Genomic DNA, 25,101 nt, shown 5'->3' with positions numbered 1-25,101 from the left:
GACACACAGGGCCATGCAGACGCCGAGGAAAGATCCGCCAGCGCCTTCCGACCCGTGAAATACCAGAAGCCCCTGCGTTATATACATCAGTAGGGCAGCGCATGATTCCAGGTCAACGTGTCATGACCGATAGCGCAGATAACGTAAGCTTTAGATTAGAATTCTTCCATACAACGCCAGACACGGCACAGCCCCTGCGCCTCAGTGTCCTCCGTGCAGGGTGGCTAGCGCCTGTCGCCAACCGGGGTACACGTCACGATAGCGCCTCACACCCTCCGGGTCCGGCACGCAGCGCGTGGTCTCATCCAACTGAATCAGCGACTGGCAGAGGCTGTCGAGTTCGCCCTCGCCGTTGCACCAAGCCGCCTGTATGGCACCACCTAGCGCCGCGGCGTCAGTGACGCTTGGACACACCACTTCTGCCTGGGTGACGTCCGCTACCATCTGACGCCAGGCGGGGCTGTGGGCGCCGCCCCCGATCAGGCGAATCTGACTGGCCTGATCGGCCAATGGGCCCAGCAGGTCAAGCCCGTAGCGCAAACAGAAGGTCGCGCCCTCGACCACCGCACGACATAGATGCGCAGGCGAGGTATTGCGGCTGTTCAATCCCAGAAAGGAAGCGCTCGCCTCTGGCAGCGCGGGTACCCGCTCGCCGTTGAAGAACGGCAACACCGTCACTCCATCGGCGCCTATCGGTGCCGACTGGATCGCCTGATTGAAGCCGGCGAGGTCGAGGCCGAATAGCTCCCGTACACGATTGGTCGCCGAGGTGGTATTCATGGTGCACACCAGCGGCAGCCAGCCATCGTGGCTGGCGCAGAAGTTGGCAACCATGGCGGATTCGGCCTTTACCGGCTGCGCAGAATGGGCACATACCGTGCCCGAGGTGCCGAGACTCATGGTGACCATGCCGGGCGCAATGTTGCCGGTACCGATGGCCCCCAGCATGTTGTCCCCGCCACCGCTGGCAACGATGACGCCTTCGCGTAAGCCCAGCTCTCGCGCCAGGGCGGGCCGCACCTGCCCGGCGACCTCGCGGGAGTCGAGCAACCGCGGCAGCACCCGCTCAGGGTCGAGCTCCGGTGCGATCAGCGACCATACATCGGGGCGCCAGTGTCGCGCGCGAGTATCGAAGTAGCCGGTGCCCGAGGCGTCCCCTGCCTCGGCCACCCGCTCTCCGGTCAGCCAATAGTTGAGATAGTCGTGGGGCAACAGCACGCTGGCGACCCGAGCATACACCTCGGGATGCTGGCGGCGCAGCCAGGCGATCTTGGAGGCGGTATAGCCGGTCTGCAGCACCAGTCCCAGACGCTCGAGACAGCCTTGTTCCCCCCCCAGGGCATGGATCAGCGCGTCATTTTCCCTGTGGGTTTCGGTATCACACCAGAGCTTGGCGGGATACAGCACCTGGCCCCTTTCATCCAGCGCCACCATGCCATGCTGCTGACCGGAAATCCCGATCGCCCGCACCGAGGCAGCCGTCACGCCAGCGCGATCAAGCGCCTGGTGAAACGCCCCTCGAAACGCTTCCGTCCAATCTTCTGGCCACTGCTCACGCCGCCCATTGGCCCCTTCGTCGAGTCGGTGAGGTCGGCTGGCTTCACCAAGGCATGCTCCCCTTTCCAGGTCCACCACCACCACTTTGGTGCTCTGCGTGCCGCAATCCACACCGAGATACATGGGCTGTCTCCTTATCTCGTCGCTTGTCTCGTCGCTTGTCTCATACCTGGCTCCGGGCCTCGTCAGCGGCCAATGCCTCAAGGGTGGCGCGTGCCCCCTGCTGCTGCAAGCGCTTGAGCGCTTCGACATAGGCGTCGACGAAGCGTGGGGCCTCCGCCAGACTGCCAAACAGCTCTCTGTTCTCGATAAAGGCCGTGGGCCGCGCGTGTTGAGAGGCGGCAATCGGTGTCAGCTGGTCCTTGAGACGATCGACAACGGCAATAGGCTGTCCCTGTTCGTCCACACCCTCGGCATAGCGCGCCCAGCTTGCCACCACCGTGGCCGAGCGCTTCAGCGCGCCGCCCTGTTCCAACTGGCGGCGTATCACCGGCACCAGCCACTTGGGAATACGGTCAGAGCTTTCGGCACACAGCCGTGCCAAGGTGTCCTTGATCTCGGGATTGGCAAAGCGCTCGATCAAGGTATGTCGGTACTGGTCCAGGTCGACGCCAGGCACTTCCGGCAGCGTCGGGCTGCCTTCGTCTTCCATGTAGCCCAGCAGGAACTCGACGAACAGCGGGTCCTGGCACACCTCGTGGGCATACCGATAACCCGCCAGGTAGCCCAGATAGCACATGGCCTGATGACTGGCGTTGAGCAGCCGTAGCTTCATTAGCTCATAAGGCTCCACATCCTCGACCACCTGCACCCCCACGTCATCCAGGGCCGGGCGCCCCATCGCGAAATGATCTTCCAGCACCCACTGGGTGAACGGCTCGCAGATGACGGGCCAGGCATCCTCGAGATCAAAGCGCTGATGCAGTTCCTCGATATCCGCCGGGGTGGTCACGGGCGTGATCCGGTCCACCATCGAGTTGGGAAACGGCACCTGCGCTTCAAGGTACTGTCCCAGCTGCGGATCCCGCGCGTGGGCGAAGGCGCCGAACATCCGCCTGGCCACATCGCCATTGCCGGGAATATTGTCACAGGACATCACCGTAAAGGGGGCAAGGCCGCGATCCCGGCGCCGCTCGATCGCTGCGACCACCAGGCCAAAGCTGCTGCGAGGCGCCATCGGATGTTCCAGGTCATGGAGCACATCGGCCGTTTCCAGATCAAACTCTCCGGTGATCGGATGAACGTTGTAGCCTCCCTCTGTGACCGTCAGCGACACAATGCGGATAGCAGGGTCTGCCAGCATCTCGATAACGCCTTCGGGGTCATCCGGCGCGTATCGGTAGTCGATGATCGAGCCAATGACACGCGGTTCGAGCACCCCGTTCGGGTGCTTTACCACCAGGGTGTACAGGTAGTCCTGGCTGGCCAGCGCCTCCTGCATGCGACGGTCACCCGGCATCACGCCAATGCCGACAATGCCCCAGTCGTGGGCCTGCCCTGCTTCCATCAAGCGATCCAGATACATGGCCTGGTGGGCGCGATGAAAGCCCCCTACCCCGATGTGCGCCATCCCGGGAGTCAGCGCCGTGCGCCGGTACGATGGCACCGACACGTGCGGATCGAGATGAGCCAGTGTCGCATTGGAAAGTCGAGTCATGATGGCTCTCCGCCAGTGTTGCAGTAAGAAAACGTTGCGCCACGCCAATCTGATCAGACGTGCAGGCGATGGATGCAGATGTGTCCCGGGAAAGGCCCACGCCGCCGTCGACGACGGGGGGTCAGTGCCAGTAAAGATCGGCGCGCCGCGATCGGGTCTTGATCAAACGCGCGTTGAGCATGTCCTTGTCTCGCGCCTTGGCAATGGCGCCGGAGGGATCCTGGCCCATGCCGATCCAGCGTTCGATCAGGCGCCTCTCCAGCTCGCTGTCATCGACTTCAAGAAACAGGCTGAAGTCGAAGAAGTCCTGCAATGCCTGCCATGGACCATGATCCAGCAGCAGATAGTTGCCTTCGACAATCAGTAGACGGTGATGGGGCGTGATGACCCTTGCGCCAGCACGCGCCAGATCGAGAGGACGATCGAACACGGGCACCGCCACCGGGCGGTCGGCTCGCTTCAGCCGCGTCAGGTCATGACGCAATCCCTCCACGTCAAAGGTCTCTGGTGCTCCCTTCAACGCCAGCAACCCCATGGGCTCGAGCACGGCGTTGTCGTAGTGGTAGCCATCCATGGGCACCACTTCGGCGATGCCCGGCAGACGCTCATTGAGCTGTCGGGCCAGCCAGGCGGATCGAAAGGACTTGCCCGCGCCGGGAGGGCCTGCCAACGCCACGATGAAACGGTCCTTGCCGTCACTGCGCGCCAGCAGTTCGTCCGCGATGGACGCTATGGTAGGGGTCATCGTTTACTTCCCGAGAGCCAGCGGCTCAACTCATCCAATTGCCGCCGTCGACATTGAGTGTCTGGGCGACGATGTAGTCACTCTCACGACTGGCGAGGAACACCGCCGCGCCCACGTGATCCTCCGGGCGTCCCATCCTGCCGTAGGGTACCGACTCCCCCACCAGTCGCTTCTTCTCTCCTTGAGGCCGTCCTTCGTAGCGCGCAAACAGCGCGTCTACCTCATCCCACATGGGGGTATCCACCACTCCCGGCGCGATGCCATTGACGCGAATCCCGTGACGGATCAGGTCGAGCGCGCAGGACTGGGTCAGACTGATGACGGCTGCCTTGGTCGCGCAATAGGTGCTCACCAGCGGCTCACCGCGACGACCCGCCTGGGACGCCATATTGATGATGGCACCTCGGCGTTCGTCCTCCACCATCGCACGCGCCACCGCCTGCAGGGTGAAGAAGAGCCCTTTCACGTTGACGGCAAATTGACGGTCAAAGTCAGCCTCGGTGACATCCAACACCGGCGCCATGCCAAATACCGCCGCGTTATTGACCAGCACATCAATGCCGCCGAAGCGCTGCCGCACACCCTGCACCATGGCGTCGATCGAAGCCCGGTCACGCACATCCAGCACCACCCCCATTCCCCGCTCGGGGGCAACGCCTTCCAGCGCCTGGTCGATCGCCCGCTGGTCGATATCGGCAATGACCACTGTGGCGCCTTCCTCAGCGTAGCGCTGTGCGATCGCCAGACCGATGCCACGTGCACCGCCGGTGATGACCGCTACCTTGTCCTTGAGCTGGCCGTTCATCATGCTCGTTGCTCCTGCTGTTGGCGCCAGATGCCCCACAAGCCAGGCAGCTGGTCCATGTGGGTCATCACCTTCCAGACTCCCAGGTGCTCCAGGCGCTCGGCATGGCCTGGCGCGAGGTGGCTGGCGCCGACGAAACCAATGACCGTCATCCCCGCCGCGCGTGCGGCGGTTGCCCCCGCCAGGGAGTCCTCGACCACCAGGCAGGCCTCAGGGGCCACGCCCAGGGTCGCCGCGGCGAGCTGATAAACGGCAGGATCTGGCTTGGGCCGTGCGACCTGTTCCGCACAGAAGATCGGGGCCTGAGCCAACAGTTGATCCAGCCCGGTGTGGGCCAGCGAGGCTTCTACCCGCTGGCGCCGACTGTTGGAGACCACGGCCTTGGCCTGTGGGATGACCGCCAGGGCCTGGGCTACGCCATCCACTGCCTGAAGCTGCTCGGCCAGCCGCGCTTCGATCTCATCATCCAGCCGCTCGAGCGCCCTTGAGGGCAATTGGTGAGTGCTGAGTGACTCCAGGGACGCCAATATCGCCTCGGTGGTCTGCCCCAAGGCCGCATTCAGGGCGGCCTCGATATCCAGATCCGGCAGCCAGCTGCTCAGCCGCTCGGCCAGGGTCGCCTCGGCGATGACTTCGCTATCCACCAGCACTCCATCACAATCGAATATCAGCATCATGCAGCGGCTCCTCACGCGTCAGCGGTACTGGCAGCGCGGTTATCCTGACGGGTCAGCGAGGCCAGCGGGTGGCGTTCCAGGCCGGCAAGCGCCAGCCCCTGCTCATCGAACAGGTGGGCTCGGGACGGTGCGAAACCGAAGCGAATCCGATCACCCACGCGGTGGCCGACATCGCCGTCCACCATCAGCGTCAGCAGTTCGCCATCCATCTCCACGTACAGCGACGTCTGGCCGCCCAGGCGTTCGATGACGCTGACCCTGGCCGCCAGCGGACCCTGGTCATCCAGCATCAGGTGCTCAGGGCGGATGCCCAGCTCGAGTGCCTGCCCCGCGGTGATGGCGTCGCCTTCCACGGGTACCTTGACGCTCTCGCCCCCCGGTACTGTGACCGTCACTCCCTGGGCATCCGAGGAGCGAGCCTCGACCTTGAGGAAATTCATCTTGGGCGAACCGATGAAACCCGCCACAAAGCGATTGCGCGGATGGTGATACAGCTCCATCGGGGATCCCACCTGTTCGACCTCGCCGCCTTGCAGGACCACAATCTTGTCGGCCATGGTCATGGCCTCGATCTGGTCATGGGTCACGTAGATCATGGTCGCCTTGAGCTCTTCGTGAAGGCGCGCCAGCTCAATACGCATCTGCACACGCAGCGCCGCATCCAGATTGGACAGCGGCTCGTCGAACAGAAAGATGCTGGGATTGCGGACGATGGCGCGGCCGATGGCGACCCGCTGGCGCTGGCCGCCGGACAGTGCCTTGGGCTTGCGCTCCAGCAGCGGCTCAAGCTGCAGAATCTTTGCCGCCTCAAGGACTTTCTGGCGACGCTCCTGCTGAGAAACGCCAGCCAGCTTGAGGCTGAAGCCCATATTGTCTTCCACCGTCATATGGGGGTAGAGCGCATAACTCTGGAACACCATGGCCAGCCCACGCTCTGCCGGGCCAAGCTCGTTGACCCGCTGGTCATCGATCACGATGTCGCCGCCGCTGGTGCTCTCGAGTCCCGCGATCATGCGCAACAGCGTCGACTTGCCACAGCCCGAAGGGCCGACAAAAACCACAAATTCCTGATCCTTGACCACCAGGTCGACGCCCTTGATGACGTGGGTATCGCCGAAGCTCTTGGTGACCTGATGGAGGTTGAGTGTCGCCATCTTGTTATCCTCGTTGTTCCGTTCGGGGCGTCACAACGCCACCGCAAAAAACTGATATCGCATCGAGTCGTTGCCACCGCGACTACTTGACCGCACCAAAGGTGAGGCCGCGCACCATCTGCTTTTGCGTCAACCACCCAAAGATCAGAATCGGCGCGATGGCCATGGTCGAGGCCGCCGACAGCTTGGCCCAGAACAGGCCCTCGGGACTGGAGAACGACGCGATGTAGGCGGTCAGCGGCGCCGCCTGGGAGGTGGTGAGATTGAGGCTCCAGAACGCTTCGTTCCAGCTCAGGATGACCGACAGCAGGCCGGTGGAAGCGATTCCCGGCAGCGTCAGCGGCAGCAGCAGATACCAGACCTCCTGAAGGGTGCCTGCGCCGTCCATGCGGCCTGCCTCGAGAATGTCCTTGGGCAGATCCTTGAAGAAGGTGTAAAGCATCCACACCACGATCGGCAGATTCATCAAGGTGTAGACGATGGTCAGGCCAAGGCGGGTATCCAGCAGGCCGATATCACGAAACAGCAGGTAGATAGGCACCAGCACACCGACCGACGGCAGCATCTTGGTCGACAGCATCCAGAGCAGCGTGCCCTTGGTTCGCTTGGTCGGCAGAAACGCCATGGCGTAGGCAGAAGGAATCGCGATCAGCAGTGCCAGCAAGGTCGAACCGAACGACACCACCACGCTGTTCCAGGCAAACTTGATGTAGTCGGCACGCTCCTGAACCTCGACGTAGCTGTCCAGGGTCGGCGTGAAGATCAGACTGGGGTCGGCAATTGCCTCGGCCTCGGTCTTGAAGCCGGTAAGGATCATCCAGAAGATCGGAAAGAAGATCGTCAGGGCCACACCCCAGCCCAGCAGGGTAATACCCAGCTTGCGCCAGCGCTGGGCGCGTTGCGCGGCGGCGCCCCGCTCGGCAGCGGCCGGGGCCGAGCGAATGGCCGAGGCAGTGGAGGGAGACGTGGTCATGGCAGGCACCTCATGAACGTAGGGTGGTCGGACAGGCGCAGAAGGCGCTACTGTTCGAGATTCTTGGCGACCATTCGCACCAGAAAGATGGCAACGATATTGGCCAGAATGATGGCGATAACCCCACCGGCTGACGCGGTCCCCACATCGAAGTCGAGCAGCGCCCGGATATAGATGAGATACGCCAGGTTGGTGGTCGCCAGCCCCGGTCCCCCGGATGTGGTCACAAAGATCTCGGCGAAGATGGTCAGCAGGAAGATCATCTCGATCATCACGACCACGCTGATCGCGCGCTTCAGGTGAGGCAGGGTGATGTAGAAGAAGATGGCCAGGGGCCCCGCGCCGTCCATGCGCGCCGCCTCGACCTGATCGTCATCCAGTGATTGCATGGCGGTCAGCAGTATCAGCAGGGCGAAGGGCAGCCACTGCCACGACACAATGATGATGATGGAGGTCAGCGGCAGGCTGGAAAACCAGTCCAGGGCCGGCAGTCCCAGGCTTTCCGCCAACCAGGCCAGCACGCCGTTGGCGGGGTGCATCATCATGTTCTTCCACACCAGCGCGCTGACCGTCGGCATCACGAAGAACGGCGAGATGGCCAGCACCCGGGCAATGCCTCGTCCTAAAAACTCCTGCTGGAACAGCACCGCCAGCAAGGTGCCGCCGACCACGGTGATGACCAGCACCCATCCCACCAGCAGCAGCGTCGTTCCCATCGCCGACCAAAGCGCCGGATCTGTCAGCAGGTATTCGTAGTTTTCGACGCCGGCAAAGCCGGTCATGCCGGGCATCAGCAGGTTATAGCGCTGAAACGAGAACCAGATGGTCATCGCCAGCGGCACTATCATCCACAGCAACAGCAGAGTGACAGCCGGGGCCTGCAGCGACAGGGTTCTCAAGCCCCCGACGGTACGTCCGGAAGTTCGATTCTTGTTCATAAGGGTCATGCCTGCTCGAGCCCCGGGACGGCGTCCCGGGTGGAAAGGCCTAGGGCCAGCCGAACGGCCGGCCCGCGTGCATGTATCAGTCGGTGTAACCCGCTCGTGCCATGGTGCGCTCCGTTGCACGCTGCGCTGCCGCCAGCGCCTGTTCGACGCTGGTATCGCCGGTCAACGCAGAGGCCACCATCTGGCCGACCTGTGTGCCAATGGCCTGGAACTCAGGGATGCCGACAAACTGGACCCCGACATAGGGATTGGGCTCGAGGCTCGAGTCCAAGGGGTCGGCATTGCGGATCGCGTCGACCACGAAGCTGGCGAAAGGTGCGGCCTCGACATAGCTGGGATGGTCGTAGGTAGACTGACGGGTGCCAGGAGGCACGCTGGTCCAGCCTTCACGCTCGCCAACCAGTGCCACGTACTCCTGGGAGGTCGCCCAGGTCACGAAAGTGCGTGCCGCTTCCTTGGCATCGGAGGAGGTAGGAATCGCCAGCGCCCAGGACCACAGCCAGTGGGATCCCTTGGGCGTTTCGGCCACTGGCGCCGGGGCGAAGCCGAGCTCACCGGCCACCTCGGACTCCTCTGGGTTGAACAGCTTGCCCGCGGCCGACGTGGCATCGACCCACATGGCGCAGTTGCCGCGCGAAAACAGGGCCAGATTCTCGTTGAATCCATTCGAGCTGGCTCCAGCAGGGCCGTAGTTGTCGAGCAGGTCCACGTAGAACGACACAGCCTCCTGCCAGGCCGGGCTATCGATCTGTGCCTGCCAGTCCATATCGAACCAGCGACCGCCAAAGGTATTGATCATGGTCGAGACGAACGCCATGTTCTCACCCCAGCCAGGCTTGCCACGCAGGCAGATGCCCGCGACATCGTTGTCTGGGTCGTGGAGCTGCTCGGCCCAGTCCCGCACTTGCGTCCAGGTGGGCTGCTCGACCATGTCGATACCTGCCTCGGCAAACAGATCCTTGCGGAAGTACAGCATCGAACTCTCTGCATAGAACGGCACCGCGTACAGCGTGCCGTCATGGCTCAGGCCATCACGCACCGGTCCCAGCAGGTCATCGACCTGGTAGTCGGCGGGCAGGTCGTTCAGTGGCTCGAGCCAGCCACGCTCGGCCCATATCGGAGCTTCATAACTGCCAATGGTCATGACATCGAACTGACCACCCTGGGTCGCAATATCCGTGGTCATGCGCTGGCGTAGCACGTTCTCTTCCAGCACCACCCAATCGAGGGTGATATCAGGATGTGCCTTTTCAAATTCTTCGGTCAGGCTCTGCATGATCACCATGTCGTTATTGTTGACGGTGGCAACGGTGATGGTATCGGCCTGGGCGGCACCGACGCTGACGGCGAGGACGCTGCCCGACAGGCATGCCAGCGCGGACAGATAGCGGACGGGAGAGTGAAGGGAATAACGGATGGGATAGCGGCTAGCGTAGGGCTGAGAATGACGCTGCTTCATGACGTACTCCTGTTATTGGCCCCTGCGGGGCTTGTTGTTGTGTGACCAGAGCCACCAGGGGTTAGCGGCGGAAGCGCGGCAGCCATTGGCTCAGTACCGCAGGTAACGCGCATCGGGTTCGCTGCTGCGCTGCACGTGCCCGTTCTGATGAAACACATCCACTTCTGACCAACTCACCTGCTTCCGATCAACCAATAGGCTTGTGATCAACCCTTCAGCGTGTGGTCCATGGAACCCGCGTGGAATCCTTACGCTGAATTCTGATCAATCAAATCAAGCAATGATCAAATGATCGAACAGGACACCAGAAAACGCAAAGCGCAGACCCTTAGACTTTAGCGGTAGGCCTGATCGCTTTGCGCTGTTTGCCGGGCAAACCCCGTGGCAGCGTCCACAGAATAATGCGCCCTACTCAAAGGTTTACGGTGCAACGGCGGGAAGCCCCATCAGGGCGATGACAGCGGGGACATGACTGGGGTGACCAAGAGAGGGTCAGGAGGCTAACCGATCCACGATATAGCGAGCGGCCTGGTCGTCGGTAATCAGACTCGACAACCAGCCTCCTCGCAGAGCCGCCAGGATGGCCGCCCCCTTGTCGCGTCCGCCAGCCACCGCCACCAGTGACTGATGCTGCAATGTCTGCAGGGGCAGGCTGGTGACCCGCCTGCTGGTGGAGCAGTCGATCAGGACACCATTGGCGTCCATCGGCCAGCCAACCAGCTCACCCACCGCATCGAGCGCCAGCAGCTCCTCGAGCTCGATTTCGCTGATGAAGTGGTCCTGAAACAGCGTGGCCTGGCGGTCAATGCGCCCTACCCCGACAAACGCCACACAGGCTTGGCTTGCCACCTCACCGATGGCGCGAAACAGCGGCTGAGCGGCCAGAGCACGCTTTTCTTCGACGCTGCTGGCCACCACCGGGGTCGGTAGCAGAAAACGTTCGCCGCCGGTCTTGTCCGCCGCCACCATCACGCCGTCATAGCGGTTGGAGGAACCATCGCGAGCCACGTTGCCAACCAGCGAGACAAAGCGATGCTGAGGACGCTCGATGCGGCTCAATGCTTCCACCATGGCGCGAATCGAGCGCCCTGAGCCTAGTGACAGCGTCTGCGGCTCGCTTCGCTCGATAATGCGGGAGAGACGCTCGGCGCCGGCTACCGCGAGATAGGGGGCACTGTCAGTCGTACCTGTAGCCACCGGCACGACGTCACAATAGGCGAGCGCAAAGCGCTCGCGGATCGCCTGGGACAGGGCTGTGCAATGGGCGACCGGATGATCGATGTGGACCTTGACCAGGCCTTCCTGCCGGGCCAACGCCAGCAGACGCTGAACCCCAGGACGAGATACGCCAAGCTGCGCCGCAATTTCATCTTGGGTCTGACCACCGACATACGACAACCAGGCGGCCCTGGCAGCCTGATCCAGCTTGACCTCAAACTTGTCCACACGCCATCTCTCTCGCTGATCCACTAGCGCATCATCGCAAGCCAACCGCACTGGCACAATGGACGCGCCTAGCGCTGCGCCGACGAAGCGCCAGCCGGCAGCTTGACCGTCACGCGCAAGCCCCCCAGCGGCGCGGCTTCAAGCGCGAGTTCACCGCCATACAGTTCTACCAGCTCTTCCACGATGGCCAGTCCCAACCCATTGCCAGGCCGCTGCTCGTCCAGGCGCACGCCGCGACGCAGTACCGCGGCGCGCTCATCCTCGCTCATGCCAGGACCGTCATCATCGAGGCACAAGCATAGCGCTCGCGACTCACGCTGAATGCTGAGCGTCACTCGCGATGCTGCCCAGTCGATCGCGTTCTCCAGCAAGTTGCCGACCAGCTCCTGCAGGTCATTGGGATCGATACGCAGTGCCAGCTCGTCGGCCAGCACGATACTGACCCGAACGCCCCGCCGATCCGCCAGGCGGGTCAGTCCCTCCAGCACGGGCGCCAGTACCTGACCAACGTGTACCTCGGCGGCGAGCGCGCTGCTGCCCGCAGCACTGGCCCGCGCCAGGTGATGGCGAACCGCGGCATTGATGCGCTCAAGCTCTTGTCGCATCTTGTCCCGCTCTGCCGCAGGCAGCTTCTCGACACGCGTCATCAGCACGCTGACCGGGGTTTTCAAGGCATGCGCCAGATTGCCGGCGGTTGCCCTTCCTCGCTCGATCAAGCGCCGATCATGATCGAGCACGTCATTCATGGTGGCCGCAAGTTCGGCAAGTTCCGTTGGCAGTTGGGTGTCCAGGCGCTCACGCTGCCCCGCCTTGACCGCGGCCAGGTCCGCGTACAGCGAGCGAAGTGGCGCCAGCCCCCAACGAATCTGTGCTGCCAGGCCAGCCAGCAGCAGCGTTCCCAGCGCCAGCAAGGACAACCACAGCAGCCACTCGAAGCGAGCGACCTCGGTATCCAGTTCCTGTCGGCTGACCGCCAGGCTGATCACCACCGGATGGGGGTGGTGGGACAGCGTGAGGGTGCGCTCCACCAGTCGCAGCGGCTGGCCTCGCGGGCCTTCGATGTTGCGCCAGTGGGTACCCGCACGGCCGTCCGTCGGCAGGCGCTGATCCCAGAGGGAACGAGAGCCCCGGGACAGCCCCTGGCCATCGCTGATCTGCCAGTACCAGCCGGAAAACACCTGACCAAAGCGCGAGTCGCCGAGGCTGTCAGTGACGATCAGTTCACCACTGACCGGATCCCGCTCCAGGGCGGCCAGCAGCACTCGGTGCATGGATGACAGCCGTTCGTCGAAGGACGCCGAGGCCGATTCACGGAAGCTGTAGGAGAGTCCTGCTCCCACCAGCGGCACGATCACCAGCACCAGCACCAACGAGGCGACAATCAGGCGCCGCGCCAGCGAGCCTGTGGTGGCCTTCACGACGTAGACTCGTTATCTGGCGTGACCAGCCGATAACCCTCACCGCGACGGGTCACGATGCGCTCACTTCCCAGCTTTCGCCGCAACCGACTGATCTGCACGTCGATAACGTTGGAGTCAGGCTCGTGATCGCGATCGTAGACGTGCTCAGCCAGCTCCGTGCGACTGACCACACGGTCCCTGGCGTGCATCAGGTAAGACAGCAGGCGCGATTCGTGGGCCGTCAAGGATACCGGCCGTCCGGCCACGGACACGGCTCCGGTGTGGGTATCCAGACTCAAGGCACCGGCATTCAGTACCGGATGAGAGTGACCGTGGCTACGCCGTACCAAGGCGCGCAATCGGAACAGCACCTCGGCGGTCTCGAAGGGTTTGGTGACGTAATCGTCTGCCCCGGCTGAAAAGCCTGCCGCCTTGTCCGACCAGCGTTCGCGGGCGGTCAACACCAGGACGGGCAAGTCGATGCTATCGTCGCGCCACTGCGCCAGCCAGCGAGTACCGTCTCCGTCCGGCAGTCCCAGGTCCAGGATCACCGCGTCATAGCGTTCGGTTCGCAGCAGGAAGTCCGCATCACTGCCATTGGTCGCCGCTTCCACCAATAGCCCACCCTCGCCGAGAGATTCCGCTAGCGCCTCACTCAACGCCTGGTCGTCCTCGACCAGTAGAATTTTCATGACTACGTCTCCTGACATCCGTTTCGCTAGGGGCTTATTAGAAAGGGGCTTGCTAGAAAGGGGCTTGCTCGACAGGGGCTTGATCGACAGAGTCTCACTCGTCAGGGGTTCTCTAGAAAGGGGCTTGCTCGATAAAAGCGAGCGCTAAGGTGCCGAAGGCTGACGTCTCATGGCGTCGATGCCCACCCCTTCAATCGCCTTCAGCTCACCGTTGCGACCGTCGAATTCAAACTCGACCACCTGTCCCTGGGCGCCGACCATCTCGATCTCGTAGATCGCTACGCCATCTTCCCGCTCCAGCTCGACTTCCAGCACCTGTCCGTCGTAGCGCTCATCCAGCCAGTCCAGCAGTGTGGGCAGTGCGACCAGACGTCCTTCATGAACTTCCTGATGCAGGTTACGCCAGTCGTCATCGGCCATGGCGTCGCCCACGCCGAGCGACTGGCGGGCAAGATGCTGGAGGCCGTCGACCTGGGCCAGGTAAGGCAGCTGCAGGGCGCTGGCCACTAGCAGCGCGACGACTAAAGAGTGTTTTACATATTTCATGGCAGACAGTCTGAAGTAGCTGAGATGAACGAAACATGAACGACAACGTCAGGCTGGTGACAGGTTGCCCGTGACAGGATGGCCTCACTCACCGGACAGCAGCATGTGGTGAGCATACCTTCAACAGCGCAAGGAGTCCGCACATGAACAGAACAGTTACCCTCAGCCTGGCCGCCCTGACCCTCACCGGCGCTTTCGCCACCTCGGCGCTGGCCGATGACGGAGGCATCAGCCGCGAAGAGCTCGATCGGCTGCTGACCAGTACCGGCGAATACGGCTTCGCCAGCTACGACGAACTCGGCGTCGACGATGGCCATCGCTTTGAGGCAGAAGGCTGGCGTGACGACGGCTGGCGGCTTGATGTCGATATGTCGCTGGACGACGCCAGCATCCTGCGAGAGCAGCAGCGAGAGGGTCAGCTCCCAGAGTGGAGCCTGAGTGGCGACGAGGTCTCCCAGGCCCTGGACGCCGCACAGCAGGCGGGCCTGGAACTGTTCGGCTCATTGGATGTCGACCGTATGGGCGATATCGAGATCGAAGGCTACGACGCCCAACATCAGGAGATCGAGATTCGTCTTGATCGAGATACCTTCGATGTCACTGGAGTTCAGCATGACGACTGATCAATCGCGCTTTACCCACGAATACCAGCAAAACGCCGCCTGGAGGGCGGCGTCCCAATGGCAGCAGCGCGCTCGCCAAGCCCGAACCGCGCAGCGCCCCAGCGGCCTGCGACTCGTACTGGTCAGTCTGATCGGCATGGTCACACTGGTCTTCGCGACGCTGATGGCCCTGACCTTGAGTCTCGTCGGTCTGGCGCTGATGCCCTTCGTCCGCCACCGCATGAAAAAACGCATGGAAACCTACCGCGCAGACCATGCAGATGACATCACCCCCGGAATGACCAGCCGTGCCGCGCATCACGACTCAGCGCGAGTCTGGGAGGGGCAATGCGAGGTCAAGTCATCCTGATAGACGGCGCCCCTGGATGGACCGTCAGCGACTGACGTCATCCCGGGGCGTATCGCGCTGGTCGTCTCGTTGTGCCAGCTCTTGGCGCAACGCCACGACTTCCGTCTTCAGTTCGCGTACTTCCCGAGCGAGCTCTCGCAACATGTCCCGCTGCGCCCGATGCAATCGGCTGGTTTCGTCTTCCTGATCGCCGATAAACAGCGAACCGACATACGCCGCGAAACTACCGAACAGACTGACCCCCGCGACCATCAACAGGGCAGCCACCACACGACCCAGGGTCGTGACCGGATAGAAGTCGCCGTACCCTACCGTCGTCACCGTCACGAACGCCCACCACAGTGCTTCTTCAGCGGTATTGATCTGGCTATCGGGATTTGGCCCCTCGACGACCAGGATGACCACCGAGCCGAAGATCAGCAGCAGCACCGTCGCGGATGCCACCGAGGCAAAGATCCCCTTGGCCTTGTTGCGGAACAGCAAATTCCAGATCAGGCTAAGCGACTTGATCGCACGCAGCATCCGGATCACCTGTACCACCCGCACCAGTCGCCCTGCCATAAAGAAGCTGGCGGGTATGCTGGCAAGCAGGTCAATCCATCCCCAGCGCATGAAACGCCATTTGCTGTCTGCCTGGCTGAAACGGATCACAAAGTCCGCGAGAAAGAAGCCACAGACAACAAAGTCCAGCTTGGAAATCAGATCATCGACTTCCGGCGGCAGGTCATGCAGCTCCTGCACAGCCATGGCGCCAATAACATAAAAGGACAGGATCAGGATCAGGATCTGAAACGGAGATAGACGCTCTTGATTCATGGTGTTCGGGTCGATGGACGGGTCATCCTTGACCTTACGCGAAGCATGTCGGGCTGCCTAGCAGCAAGGCCGCCGGCAACACCTCGGCGTCAACGACAACTCACTCCAGCGCTTCGTAGGGCAACCCCACATAGTTTTCAGCCAGCGTGGTCAAGCCTGCCCGTGATCCTGTCAGGTAATCAAGTTCGGCCAGCTGCATGCGCTCCTCGAAAGTCTCCTCATCACTAAAGCGGTGCAGCATCGACGTCATCCACCAGGAAAAACGCTCGGCTTTCCAGATACGCCTGAGGCAAACCTCCGAGTAGCGCTCCAGCAGGTCTGTGCGGCCATCCTCGAACACCTTGACCATCAGGCGGTACAGGGTACTGACATCACTCGCCGCCAGATTAAGCCCCTTGGCTCCGGTAGGAGGAACGATGTGTGCCGCATCCCCCACCAGGAAAAGGCGGCCAAATTGCATCGGTTCGACCACAAAGCTGCGAAGCGGTGCAATGCTCTTCTCGATCGAGGGCCCCGTGACCAGCTGTCGAGCGACATCATTCGGCAAGCGTTGCTTCAACTCCTGCCAGAAGCGCGCATCGGACCAGTCATCGACCGTGTCATCCAGTGATACCTGGAGATAGTAGCGGCTGCGCTGGACCGAGCGCATGCTGCACAGCGCAAAGCCCCGCTCGTGGCGTGCATAGATCAACTCATGAGTCACCGGCGGAGTATCGGACAGCAGCCCAAGCCAGCCAAAGGGGTAGACCCGCTCGAAGGTCTTCAATCGCTCGTCAGGAATCGTGCGACGTGACACCCCATGGTATCCATCGCAGCCAGCCACATACTGGGCGTGCAGGTGGTAGCACTTACCCTGGTGGATGAAGGTCACGCTAGGAGCGTCGCTCTCCAGGTCGTGCAGCGCTACCTCGTCCGCCTCGTAGAAGGTCGTAGCGCCCGACGCCTCTCGCGCCGCCATCAAGTCTCGCGTCACCTCCGTCTGGCCATACACCATGACCCGCTGTCCCCCAGTCAACGCCGCCAGGTCCACCCGCGCACGGCGATTGTCGAAGGCCAGCTCAAAGCCCTCATGGGGCAGCCCTTCGGCCTCCATCCGCTCACTGACACCCGCCTCACGCAGCAGGTCGACCATACCCTGCTCCAGCACACCTGCACGGATACGTCCCAATACATAGTCGCCGCTCTTGCGCTCGAGAATGACGGTAGCGATGCCAGCACGCTCCAGCAATTGCCCGAGAAGCAAGCCCGAAGGACCCGCTCCGATGATCGCCACCTGGGTCGTCATCGTCTCGTCGATATCTTCGTGGGCGGATGCAGTCATCGAGTCAAGCATGGCAGTGGCCTCGTCAGCGGGGTTGGAAGACGTTATGGTTGTGATGATATTTTTCGCTCCAAAGCACCGCCAAATAAGGCATGAAAAGCCCTTTTACTTGGACTTATCGAAGATACTCATCTGACTTTTGTCGTACAGGTGCGCACTTCAGACCACTCTGGTCGATGGGCGCTGGCCCCGTCGCGAGGTGATCCATGCAGACGCCGTCAACCACCTCTGAGCTCCCCCTGCCGATTCCGACGTTTAGCCTTTATGGAGAGCATCAAGGCTGGCCAACACCTGACTTGATTCACTGCGAATCCATCGCTGAACGCAGCCGCCTGCATGATTGGCGCATCCATCCCCATCGCCACAGTGACCTGAGCCATCTGCTGCTGCTGACCTCAGGGGAGGTGGAGCTTGAACTCGAGGGCAAGCGCCTGTCCTGCCAGGCGCCGCTGATGATTCTGGTACCGGCCCTTAGCGTCCACGGTTTTACGTTCTCGCCAGGCATTCAGGGGCACATCCTGACGCTGGCCGCGCCATTGCTGGCCCACCTGCGCCGCGAACTCCCCGAGGCCAGCCGCGTGTGGACCCGGGCAGGGGCAACGCCCCTCGGCACAGGGGGGAAGCGTCTGGTGGGGTTGATGGGTCACATCGATGCGGAGTACCGCCGGCCGGCACGGGACCGCAGTGTCCTGCTCGATGCACTGACCAAGGCACTGACGGTGGAGGCGGCACGTGCTGCCACCCCACCTTCTCAGCGCATCTCAGGGGTAAAACCAGACCCGGGTCACGTTCATCTACAGCGCTACCAGGCGCTGGTCGAGCAGCGCTTTCGCCAGCAACCCAGGGTCTCCGAGCTGGCCACGGAAATCACCGTGAGTGCCGCCCATCTCAATGCACTATGTCGGCGCCTTACCGGTCGCGGAGCACAGGCGCTGATGCATGAGCGGGTACTACTGGAGGCCAAGCGGGAACTCACCTATACCAACCTGACCATTGCCCAGGTCGCTGATGGGCTGGGATTTTCAGAGCCGGCGTATTTCTCACGTTTTTTCAAACGCTTGACGGGCTGCTCGCCCAAGGATTTTCGTCAGCGACAGCAGCGGGCAGCGCCGCCGCCAGAAGTATGAGCGGGCCTCGTGACGGACAAGGGCCGCCTGCAGGCGGCCCTTGTCCGTCATGGGAAGGCAGCGGCTACATCAGAAAGAACGTCGTCAGCACGGGAAACAGCAACAGCAATGCCAGGCGCACCAGGTCAGACACGATAAAGGGCGACACGCCGCGGAAGATCTCGCCCAACCCGACATGCGGCGCCATGGCCTTGATCACGAAGACGTTCATGCCCACCGGAGGGGTGATCAAACCAAGCTCTACCGTCAGCACGGTGATGATGCCAAACCATACCGGGTCGATACCCAGCACCTGAATGATCGGGAACACCACAGGCACCGTGATGACCAGCATCGCGATGGAGTCCATGAACATGCCCAGCACGAAGTACATCAACAAGATGCACAGGACCACCCAGATGGGCGACAGCTCCAGGGCAAACAGCGCATCACTGATCGAAAACGAGATGCGTGACAGCGAAATGAAGTAACCCAGCGCCTCCGCCCCGACCAGCATGAAGAACACCACGGCGGACAGCGCCAGCGTTTCCTGAACCGCTGCCCACAGCTGGGCGCCACGCAGGCCCTTGACCAGTGCATACAGCAAGGTGGCAAATGCGCCCACGCTTGCGCCTTCTGTCGGCGTAAAGACGCCCAGGTAGATGCCGAGGATCATCACCAGAAAGACACCAAAGAAAGGAACCAGCCCTCCCAACGATGCCAGCTTGTCGGCCCAGCCAGTCGGCTCTCCCGCCACCGCCAGGCCAGGCTTTACGCGCATGACGACGCTGACGGTGAGCGCGTAGAGGACCAGGCCTAGTAGCCCTGGAATCAGGCCCGCCATGAACATGTCGCCCACCGACTGTTCCGTCAGAATGGCGTAGATCAGCAGGGCAATGCTGGGAGGGATCATGATGCCCAGGGTGCCCCCAGCCGCTAACGCACCGGTGGCCAGCCCTCGGTGGTAGCCGTAGCGCTCCATCTCTGGCAAGGCCACACGGGTCATGGTACTGGCCGTTGCCAGGGATGAGCCGGAGATGGCCGAAAACACTCCGCAGGAGCCCACTGCGGCGATGGCCAGGCCACCTTTCCAGCCGCCGCAGATGACCCGCGTCGACTGGAACAACTTGCCGGCCATGCCAGAGTGCGCCGCCAATACGCCCATCAGGATGAACATGGGGACCGCACTGAAGCTGTAGTTGGACAGCACCTCCACCGGCACTGACTTGAGCATGGAGACAGCGGCGCCTGCATCGATGATGACCGCGAAACCACCGACTCCCACCACCAGCATGGCCAGGGCCACCGGCACCCGCAGGATCATCAGCCCCAGCAGTACCGCCAAGCCCATCGCTCCGGTCCATTCAGTCGCCATGGGAAACCTCTCCTCCACGGCCAGTGATCATGGCCAACACTCCCTCCAGCAGGCTGCGCAGGCCCATCACGGCACTCAAGACGGCCGCTGTCAGATAGATCGGCCCCAGCGGTAGGCGCAGGTCCTGAGTGACTTCGCCATACTCTGTCGCGCTGTGGGCTGCGCCTACCAGCCCGCTGGCCAATACGGTGCCTAACAGCGCAAAGCCGAGCAGGTAGCCGCCATGCAGTCGCGCGGTAATTGACGCAGGCAGACGATGGGAAAATGCCTCCACCACCACCTGGCTTTTCTCGACGGCGGCCGCCATGGTCGCCAGCAGGGCAAACAACATCAGGTAGCTGACCATCTCGACACTGCCGAAGACCTGGAGTGACAGGGCTCCGTCCGACAGGCGCTGTGCATAGCGTGTGACCACATCCGCCACGGTGATGGCCAGCATCAGTACCAGACAAAGACCGCCAAGCCCACGGCACAGCAGCGCCAGCCAGTGGCTGGTACCAAGCATCAAACGCTGCATGATGTCACTCCACCGAGCCACAGCTGTCTCGTGCGGCAAGCGCCGCCTGATACACGTCCTGGGCCTGTGAGATGCCTCGCTCTTCCAACCCACTCAGATAGTCGTCGATGCCCTGCTCGAGGGGCGGCGCCCAAGCCGCATCCTCAAGAGGCGCGTCGATCACACGGATGGTGTGCCCCGCATCCACTGCCTCCTGATGGCCAACTTCATCAATGGCATGGAAGACCTGGCCCGCATTCGTCGCCCACTTCATGCCTGAGTTGTCATCGATGACCGCCTGCTGTTCCGGCGTCAGTCGCTCATAGGCGCGCTGACTCATCGTGGCAACAAAAATCAGGGAATAGAACGGTACCTGGGTGTGGTACTCCACCAGCTCATTGATACGAAACCCCTTCATGCCCTCCCAGGGAAAGCTGAGGCCGTCCAGCACGCCGCGCTGCATCGAGCTGTAGATGTCCGGGGCTGGCATCGCTACCGGACTGGCCCCCATGTTTTCCAGGATATCCCCCGCCACCGCGGTGGGACGACGAATGCGCAGCCCAGCGAGGTCCTGGGGCGCTTGCACGTCGGTGTCGACAGTGTGGATGTACCCCGGCCCCGTGGTGAACATGAACAGTACGTGAGTGTCGTCGTACTCGCTCGCGATCTGGCCGTCGTCATAGAGCGTCTGCAAGATGCACGACCCTTGTACAGCAGTGTCGGAGACACCGGGGAGCTCCACTACCTGAGACAGAGGAAAGCGCCCAGCCGTGTACCCTTGGGCCGTCGCGCCGATATCGGCGATACCATTGACCGTCGCCTCATAGATATCATCGGCCTTGGCGAGCGTGCCGGAAGGGAACAGCTGCACCTTCAGGTCTCCGCCAGAATCCTCCTCGACCGCCTTTGCCCACTGTTCGAAAATCTGCGTATTGATACCGGATGCCCCGGGCCAGAAGTGCGCCATGCGCAGTGTCGTCGCTGCCTGGGCCTGAGCACATGCCAAAGCGGTCAGCGACGCTGCCATCAAGCAGGCGAGCGGTGTCTTCATCGGGGTTCCTCCAGTCGTTGTCGTTATTGGCACTGCCTGACGTCAACAGGTGGCTCCCTGCACTGGCGTCAATGACGGCAATGTTCGCATAGAGAACATGCGTTCGTTATTTGAGTTGAAGAAGGTAAACCACCCGCAATGCGAACGAAAAGCGACTTTGGTATAGGACCCAGCGACTCCACGCTTCTCTCGCCCTTTTCGACACTCGGTATCGCGGGCAAGAGGTATTTCACGCTGTCCCTCTCGGCAGCGGTAGATGTCGACACATACATCAACACCGGCCGCCTACCCGGCGCCCAGGGCTTGGAATAAAAGCCCTGAGGTAAAAGCCCTGGAGCCAATGCCCCTGAGAAAAAGCCCCTGAGCAAAAGTCCTTGGGCGAAAGTGGTACTTAGATGCTTGCTTCACTAAAATTGTGTGCTGAAACGATACAGCCCTCCCCTCAAGGACGATCATGACTCCCCCTCGCCCGGGTATTGCCCTCCCCCTGATGTTGCTGCTGGCCTCTCCCGCCGTGGCAGAAACCGCTGTTCAAAGCGCGGCTCAAACCCTGCCACAGAACACGGCGCCTCCGGCTGATCACACTGACGGTTCCACGATGACCGTGACGGCCTCGCGTTTGTCACGCGAGCTGCTGACGACCCCCATGGCCATTTCAGTGGTCGATGAAGAGGAGATCCAGCGTGGACAGCAGCGCGTACGGATCGATGAGTCTCTGGTGCGGGTGCCCGGTGTGTTCATCCAGAACCGCGACAACTTTGCACAGGGCGCAAGGGTCTCCATTCGCGGTTTCGGCGCGCGCGCACCTTTTGGCGTGCGCGGCGTCACCGTCCTGGTGGATGGCATCCCCTACACCCTGCCCGATGGTCAGGCGCAGCTGGATGCCATTGATCTGGATAGCGCAGAACGCATTGAAGTCATTCGTGGCCCTTCTGCCGTGCAGTACGGCAATGCGTCGGGGGGTGTCATTGCGGTGACTACCCGCGATGGCAGATCCGATGACAGTACCCGCATCCGCGTCGGAGTTGGCAGCGACGGCTACAACAAGCAGTCCGTGTCGACGGGCGGCACGCATGACGAGTGGGCCTATCACATCAATGCATCGCGTCTTGAGCTGGCGGGCTACCGCGACCATAGCCGCGCTGAAAAGACCCTTCTCAACACCAAGGTTTCGCGGGAGCTGGACGATCAACGAAGGCTGACAGCGATCGTCAACCTGCTGGACAATCCGCGCGCCGAAGATCCCGGAGCCCTGACCGCGGAACAGGTGGATGCCGATCGCCGACAAGCGGGTCGCTTCACCGAGGAATATGACACCGGACAAGACGTGGATCAGCAGGTCCTCGGGCTGCTCTACCAAGACCTGGGGTTCGGTCCCGGTGAGCTGTATATAAAAGGGTTCAGCACCTGGCGCGACTTCGAGCAACAGCTGCCCTATCCCGGTGACAGCTTGATTGACTACCGTCGGCAGTACTTCGGCGGTAGCGCGGAGTACCATCAGCGCTTTCATGTTGGCGGCATGGCCCTGGACGGCATGGTCGGCGTTGATGCCGCGCGTCAGGAAGATGATCGACACCGGCAGGAGGTGGCCTTCAGCGGTGAGATTACCGGTGAGGTGGCGGATGAGACGCAGACTGCCGAAAGCCTGGGAATCTTTGCTCAGGGTGATCTTGCGCTCGACGAGCAATGGACCCTGTCGGCCGGCATTCGCCATGACCGCGTCGAGCTGGACATCGAGGACGATTTCACCAGCGATGGCGACCAGAGCGGTCAACGGACCTTTGAGGATACCAATGGCAGCCTCAGCATCAGCTATCGCTATCACCCGAATCACCAGCTGTATGCCAATACTTCGACGGCCTTCGAGACGCCTACCTTCTCAGAGTTTGCCAATCCAGCAGGTGGAGGCTTCAATCCAGACGTGGAGCCACAGCAGAGCTGGAGTCGCGAAGTGGGGGCGCGAGGCACCCTGACCAGTGGCCTGGACTACGACATCACCTTGTTCTCCATCGAGGTGAAAGATGAACTGGTGCCTTACGAGATCGAGGGAAGCGACCGCACCTTCTACAGCAATCTCGGCGATACCCGTCGCGAAGGCCTCGAGCTCGCCCTTGGCTGGGCGCCATCTGCTCAACTCGAGTTGTATACCGCGCTGACCCTCGCACGCTACGAATTTGATAGCGCGGGAGGGGCAGGTCTGAAGGGCAACCGACTTCCAGGTCTGCCCGAGACCACCTGGGTCAACCAGCTGACCTGGTATGGCTCCAGCGACCGTGACACCAGCCCCTTCGCGACCCTGGAAACCCAGTATGTAGGAGACATGGTGGCGGACAACGCCAATACCGTCGACGTCGACAGCTACTGGCTAGCCAATCTAAGGGCGGGCAAGGGATGGCGTCTGGGCAGTGAGCAGACACTGTCGACGTATCTCGGCATCCGCAATCTGTTTGATGAAGATCACTATGCCAACGTCCGCATCAATGCCAGCAACGACCGCTACTTCGAGCCTGCACCTGACCGTGCTGTCTATGCCGGTGTAGAACTGGCGTTCTAACCCTCCCGCGCATCTTCTGAAATCATGCCGATCCGCTCGTTTCCCCTTGGGAAGCGAGCGAATCCTCATGCTCTATTGAGCCAGATCAAGTACATCAACATGGGCCACTGAGACGATGAGTTGATACGTCGTCACAAGAGGTCCAGCTTGCGCTGGTTCCACCGCCCATGCTGATCCGACGCTCCACAGAAGTGACCATGCGGCTATGGTCTGGCGGCACAACAAGAGAACTGCTCATTGCTCCCGAGGGCAGTGACTACGCACGACGCGACTTTCACATACGCCTGAGCACGGCGACGGTCGAAAGTGAAGAAAGCATGTTCACCCCCTTGATTGGCTACGAGCGCCACCTGATGGTATTGGAGGGGCAAGCACACCTGGTGCACCAAGGGCAGCGTAGCGATCGACTGAGCCGCTTCCAGACAAGCACGTTTGACGGCGCTTGGCAGACCCAGAGCTTCGGCCTCTATCGGGATTTCAATCTGATCCTTCGCTACGGCAATCGCGGGTACATCAGCCATCAACATCTATCACCACGGGAAACGCTTCACCTATTGCGTGAGGAAGCCTTGGTTCGCGCTATCTATCTGGAACGGGGACGTCTCGAGCTGGTCAACGGTGACATCATCAACTGCCAGGACATGCTGATGGTAGAGCCAGGTGATCGACTCTTCTTGCGCGCCCTGGAAAGCTCCGACCTGATCCTTGCGACCTTCACCGCATAGGCCTTGCATAGAACTTTGCATAGAACCTTGCATAGAACCTTGTATAGACCTTCCCTGGATAGACCTTCCCGACATAGTCCTTCCTTCTCCGAGAAAACCTCAACATCGGGATTTCTCCTATCCTCCGAGCCCCGTCATCGACGTGTCATTGATGGAAAGGCTTAGGCCGGACCACGCCGAGGGGGTATTCGGCGTGGCCCCACAAATAAAGAGCGGCTGAACGTATCAAGAGCCCATGCATGCGGCTTTTTAAATAAAGAAACCCCGACCATCTCTCGATAATCGGGGTTCTTCTGAATAAATGCCTGACGCCTCTGCGGCCACTTCGTGGCCTTGAGCCTGGGCTCGGGGCGCCGCAAGCGGCTTTACATCCCTCGCCCGTTCGAGCCTGACAATGCGTTGCATTGTCCAGGCGGCTCTCACCCTACTCTCGCATGCGAGGAAGGGTCATCGGTCAGACATAAACAAAAACCCCCAACTCCTTCGGAGTCGGGGGTTTTTGCTTATGTAAATGCCTGACGATGACCTACTCTCGCATGGGGAGACCCCACACTACCATCGGCGCTGAGCGGTTTCACTTCTGAGTTCGGCAAGGGATCAGGTGGTTCCCACTCGCTATGGTCGTCA

The 25,101-nt window shown here is 61.6% G+C and carries 23 protein-coding genes and 1 rRNA gene; 5 read left to right on the top strand and 19 right to left on the bottom strand.

Features of this window, described 5'->3' with window-relative positions:
* Positions 1–201: 201 nt before the first annotated feature.
* The 13 genes from xylB to KUV45_RS07005 all read right to left on the bottom strand — a co-directional run bounded on the left by xylB (position 202) and on the right by KUV45_RS07005 (position 14,058).
* Positions 202–1,680, bottom strand: a complete 1,479-nt coding sequence (gene xylB, locus KUV45_RS07065) for a xylulokinase (protein ID WP_222162545.1) — start codon at positions 1,678–1,680, stop codon at positions 202–204.
* A gap of 40 nt (positions 1,681–1,720) precedes the next feature.
* Positions 1,721–3,214, bottom strand: coding sequence for a mannitol dehydrogenase family protein (locus KUV45_RS07060; protein WP_206941738.1), 1,494 nt, complete (start codon positions 3,212–3,214; stop codon positions 1,721–1,723).
* Positions 3,215–3,335: 121 nt separating this feature from the next.
* Positions 3,336–3,959, bottom strand: a complete 624-nt coding sequence (locus KUV45_RS07055) for a nucleoside triphosphate hydrolase (protein WP_222162544.1) — start codon at positions 3,957–3,959, stop codon at positions 3,336–3,338.
* A gap of 25 nt (positions 3,960–3,984) precedes the next feature.
* On the bottom strand, positions 3,985–4,767 hold the full coding sequence (locus KUV45_RS07050) for an L-iditol 2-dehydrogenase (protein WP_308126700.1): 783 nt from the start codon (positions 4,765–4,767) through the stop codon (positions 3,985–3,987).
* Positions 4,764–5,441 carry an HAD family phosphatase gene (locus tag KUV45_RS07045; protein ID WP_222162543.1) on the bottom strand — a complete coding sequence of 226 codons (678 nt, stop codon included), beginning with the start codon at positions 5,439–5,441 and terminating at the stop codon, positions 4,764–4,766. The genes KUV45_RS07050 and KUV45_RS07045 overlap by 4 nt, the downstream gene beginning before the upstream one ends.
* Before the next feature lie 11 nt (positions 5,442–5,452).
* A complete protein-coding gene (locus KUV45_RS07040) occupies positions 5,453–6,595 on the bottom strand; it encodes an ABC transporter ATP-binding protein (RefSeq protein WP_222162542.1) in 1,143 nt (380 codons plus the stop codon).
* An 82-nt stretch (positions 6,596–6,677) separates the two neighbouring features.
* Positions 6,678–7,568, bottom strand: coding sequence for a carbohydrate ABC transporter permease (locus KUV45_RS07035; protein ID WP_206941745.1), 891 nt, complete (start codon positions 7,566–7,568; stop codon positions 6,678–6,680).
* 47 nt (positions 7,569–7,615) lie between these two features.
* Positions 7,616–8,506, bottom strand: a complete 891-nt coding sequence (locus tag KUV45_RS07030; protein ID WP_206941746.1) for a carbohydrate ABC transporter permease — start codon at positions 8,504–8,506, stop codon at positions 7,616–7,618.
* An 85-nt stretch (positions 8,507–8,591) separates the two neighbouring features.
* Entirely contained in the window at positions 8,592–9,974 is a 1,383-nt protein-coding gene (locus tag KUV45_RS07025; RefSeq protein ID WP_222162541.1) for a sugar ABC transporter substrate-binding protein, read from the bottom strand.
* A 492-nt stretch (positions 9,975–10,466) separates the two neighbouring features.
* Complete coding sequence (locus tag KUV45_RS07020; protein ID WP_222162540.1) at positions 10,467–11,420, bottom strand: sugar-binding transcriptional regulator; 954 nt, start codon at positions 11,418–11,420, stop codon at positions 10,467–10,469.
* A gap of 68 nt (positions 11,421–11,488) precedes the next feature.
* Positions 11,489–12,838, bottom strand: coding sequence for a sensor histidine kinase (locus KUV45_RS07015; RefSeq protein WP_222162539.1), 1,350 nt, complete (start codon positions 12,836–12,838; stop codon positions 11,489–11,491).
* Positions 12,835–13,512, bottom strand: coding sequence for a response regulator transcription factor (locus KUV45_RS07010; protein ID WP_206941750.1), 678 nt, complete (start codon positions 13,510–13,512; stop codon positions 12,835–12,837). Before KUV45_RS07010 ends, KUV45_RS07015 begins: the two co-directional genes overlap by 4 nt.
* Before the next feature lie 144 nt (positions 13,513–13,656).
* A complete protein-coding gene (locus KUV45_RS07005) occupies positions 13,657–14,058 on the bottom strand; it encodes a PepSY domain-containing protein (protein ID WP_224851958.1) in 402 nt (133 codons plus the stop codon).
* 143 nt (positions 14,059–14,201) lie between these two features.
* Here KUV45_RS07005 and KUV45_RS07000 point away from each other — a divergent pair, with 143 nt between their 5' ends.
* Both KUV45_RS07000 and KUV45_RS06995 read left to right on the top strand, forming a co-directional pair.
* On the top strand, positions 14,202–14,681 hold the full coding sequence (locus KUV45_RS07000) for a hypothetical protein (protein WP_206941751.1): 480 nt from the start codon (positions 14,202–14,204) through the stop codon (positions 14,679–14,681).
* Entirely contained in the window at positions 14,671–15,030 is a 360-nt protein-coding gene (locus KUV45_RS06995) for a hypothetical protein (protein WP_206941753.1), read from the top strand. Before KUV45_RS07000 ends, KUV45_RS06995 begins: the two co-directional genes overlap by 11 nt.
* Positions 15,031–15,054: 24 nt before the next feature.
* Here KUV45_RS06995 and KUV45_RS06990 read toward each other — a convergent pair whose 3' ends face one another.
* Both KUV45_RS06990 and pobA read right to left on the bottom strand, forming a co-directional pair.
* Positions 15,055–15,846 carry an ion transporter gene (locus KUV45_RS06990; protein WP_206941755.1) on the bottom strand — a complete coding sequence of 264 codons (792 nt, stop codon included), beginning with the start codon at positions 15,844–15,846 and terminating at the stop codon, positions 15,055–15,057.
* Positions 15,847–15,946: 100 nt separating this feature from the next.
* On the bottom strand, positions 15,947–17,131 hold the full coding sequence (pobA, locus tag KUV45_RS06985; protein WP_222162879.1) for a 4-hydroxybenzoate 3-monooxygenase: 1,185 nt from the start codon (positions 17,129–17,131) through the stop codon (positions 15,947–15,949).
* A 242-nt stretch (positions 17,132–17,373) separates the two neighbouring features.
* On the opposite strand from pobA, the gene KUV45_RS06980 reads away from it, so the two are divergent.
* A complete protein-coding gene (locus KUV45_RS06980; protein WP_206941757.1) occupies positions 17,374–18,294 on the top strand; it encodes a helix-turn-helix domain-containing protein in 921 nt (306 codons plus the stop codon).
* A gap of 64 nt (positions 18,295–18,358) precedes the next feature.
* Here the strand turns inward: KUV45_RS06980 and KUV45_RS06975 are convergent, their stop codons facing one another.
* From KUV45_RS06975 to KUV45_RS06965, 3 genes are read right to left on the bottom strand one after another with little or no spacing between them, the layout of a single operon-like run.
* The gene (locus KUV45_RS06975; protein WP_222162538.1) at positions 18,359–19,648 is read right to left on the bottom strand and encodes a TRAP transporter large permease; all 1,290 of its coding nucleotides are present in this window, start codon (positions 19,646–19,648) and stop codon (positions 18,359–18,361) included.
* Positions 19,638–20,165 (bottom strand): TRAP transporter small permease, encoded by a 528-nt coding sequence (locus tag KUV45_RS06970; RefSeq protein WP_222162537.1) that lies wholly within the window; start codon positions 20,163–20,165, stop codon positions 19,638–19,640. Before KUV45_RS06970 ends, KUV45_RS06975 begins: the two co-directional genes overlap by 11 nt.
* Before the next feature lie 4 nt (positions 20,166–20,169).
* Positions 20,170–21,195 (bottom strand): TRAP transporter substrate-binding protein, encoded by a 1,026-nt coding sequence (locus KUV45_RS06965; protein WP_206941763.1) that lies wholly within the window; start codon positions 21,193–21,195, stop codon positions 20,170–20,172.
* 454 nt (positions 21,196–21,649) lie between these two features.
* Between KUV45_RS06965 and KUV45_RS06960 the strand changes: the two genes are divergently transcribed.
* The gene (locus tag KUV45_RS06960; RefSeq protein ID WP_374107021.1) at positions 21,650–23,749 is read left to right on the top strand and encodes a TonB-dependent receptor family protein; all 2,100 of its coding nucleotides are present in this window, start codon (positions 21,650–21,652) and stop codon (positions 23,747–23,749) included.
* A gap of 167 nt (positions 23,750–23,916) precedes the next feature.
* Positions 23,917–24,474: a HutD family protein gene (locus KUV45_RS06955; RefSeq protein WP_222162536.1), complete on the top strand. Its 558-nt coding sequence runs from the start codon at positions 23,917–23,919 to the stop codon at positions 24,472–24,474.
* 513 nt (positions 24,475–24,987) lie between these two features.
* Here KUV45_RS06955 and rrf read toward each other — a convergent pair.
* Positions 24,988–25,101: ribosomal RNA gene (gene rrf, locus KUV45_RS06950) — 5S ribosomal RNA — on the bottom strand; the annotation flags it as partial.

The sequence above is a fragment of the Halomonas sp. DP3Y7-2 genome (genome assembly GCF_019800795.1).
Taxonomy (GTDB): domain Bacteria; phylum Pseudomonadota; class Gammaproteobacteria; order Pseudomonadales; family Halomonadaceae; genus Halomonas; species Halomonas litopenaei_A.
Note: the sequence above shows the minus strand (reverse complement) of the source record. Positions and strands in the feature narration are given on the sequence as shown.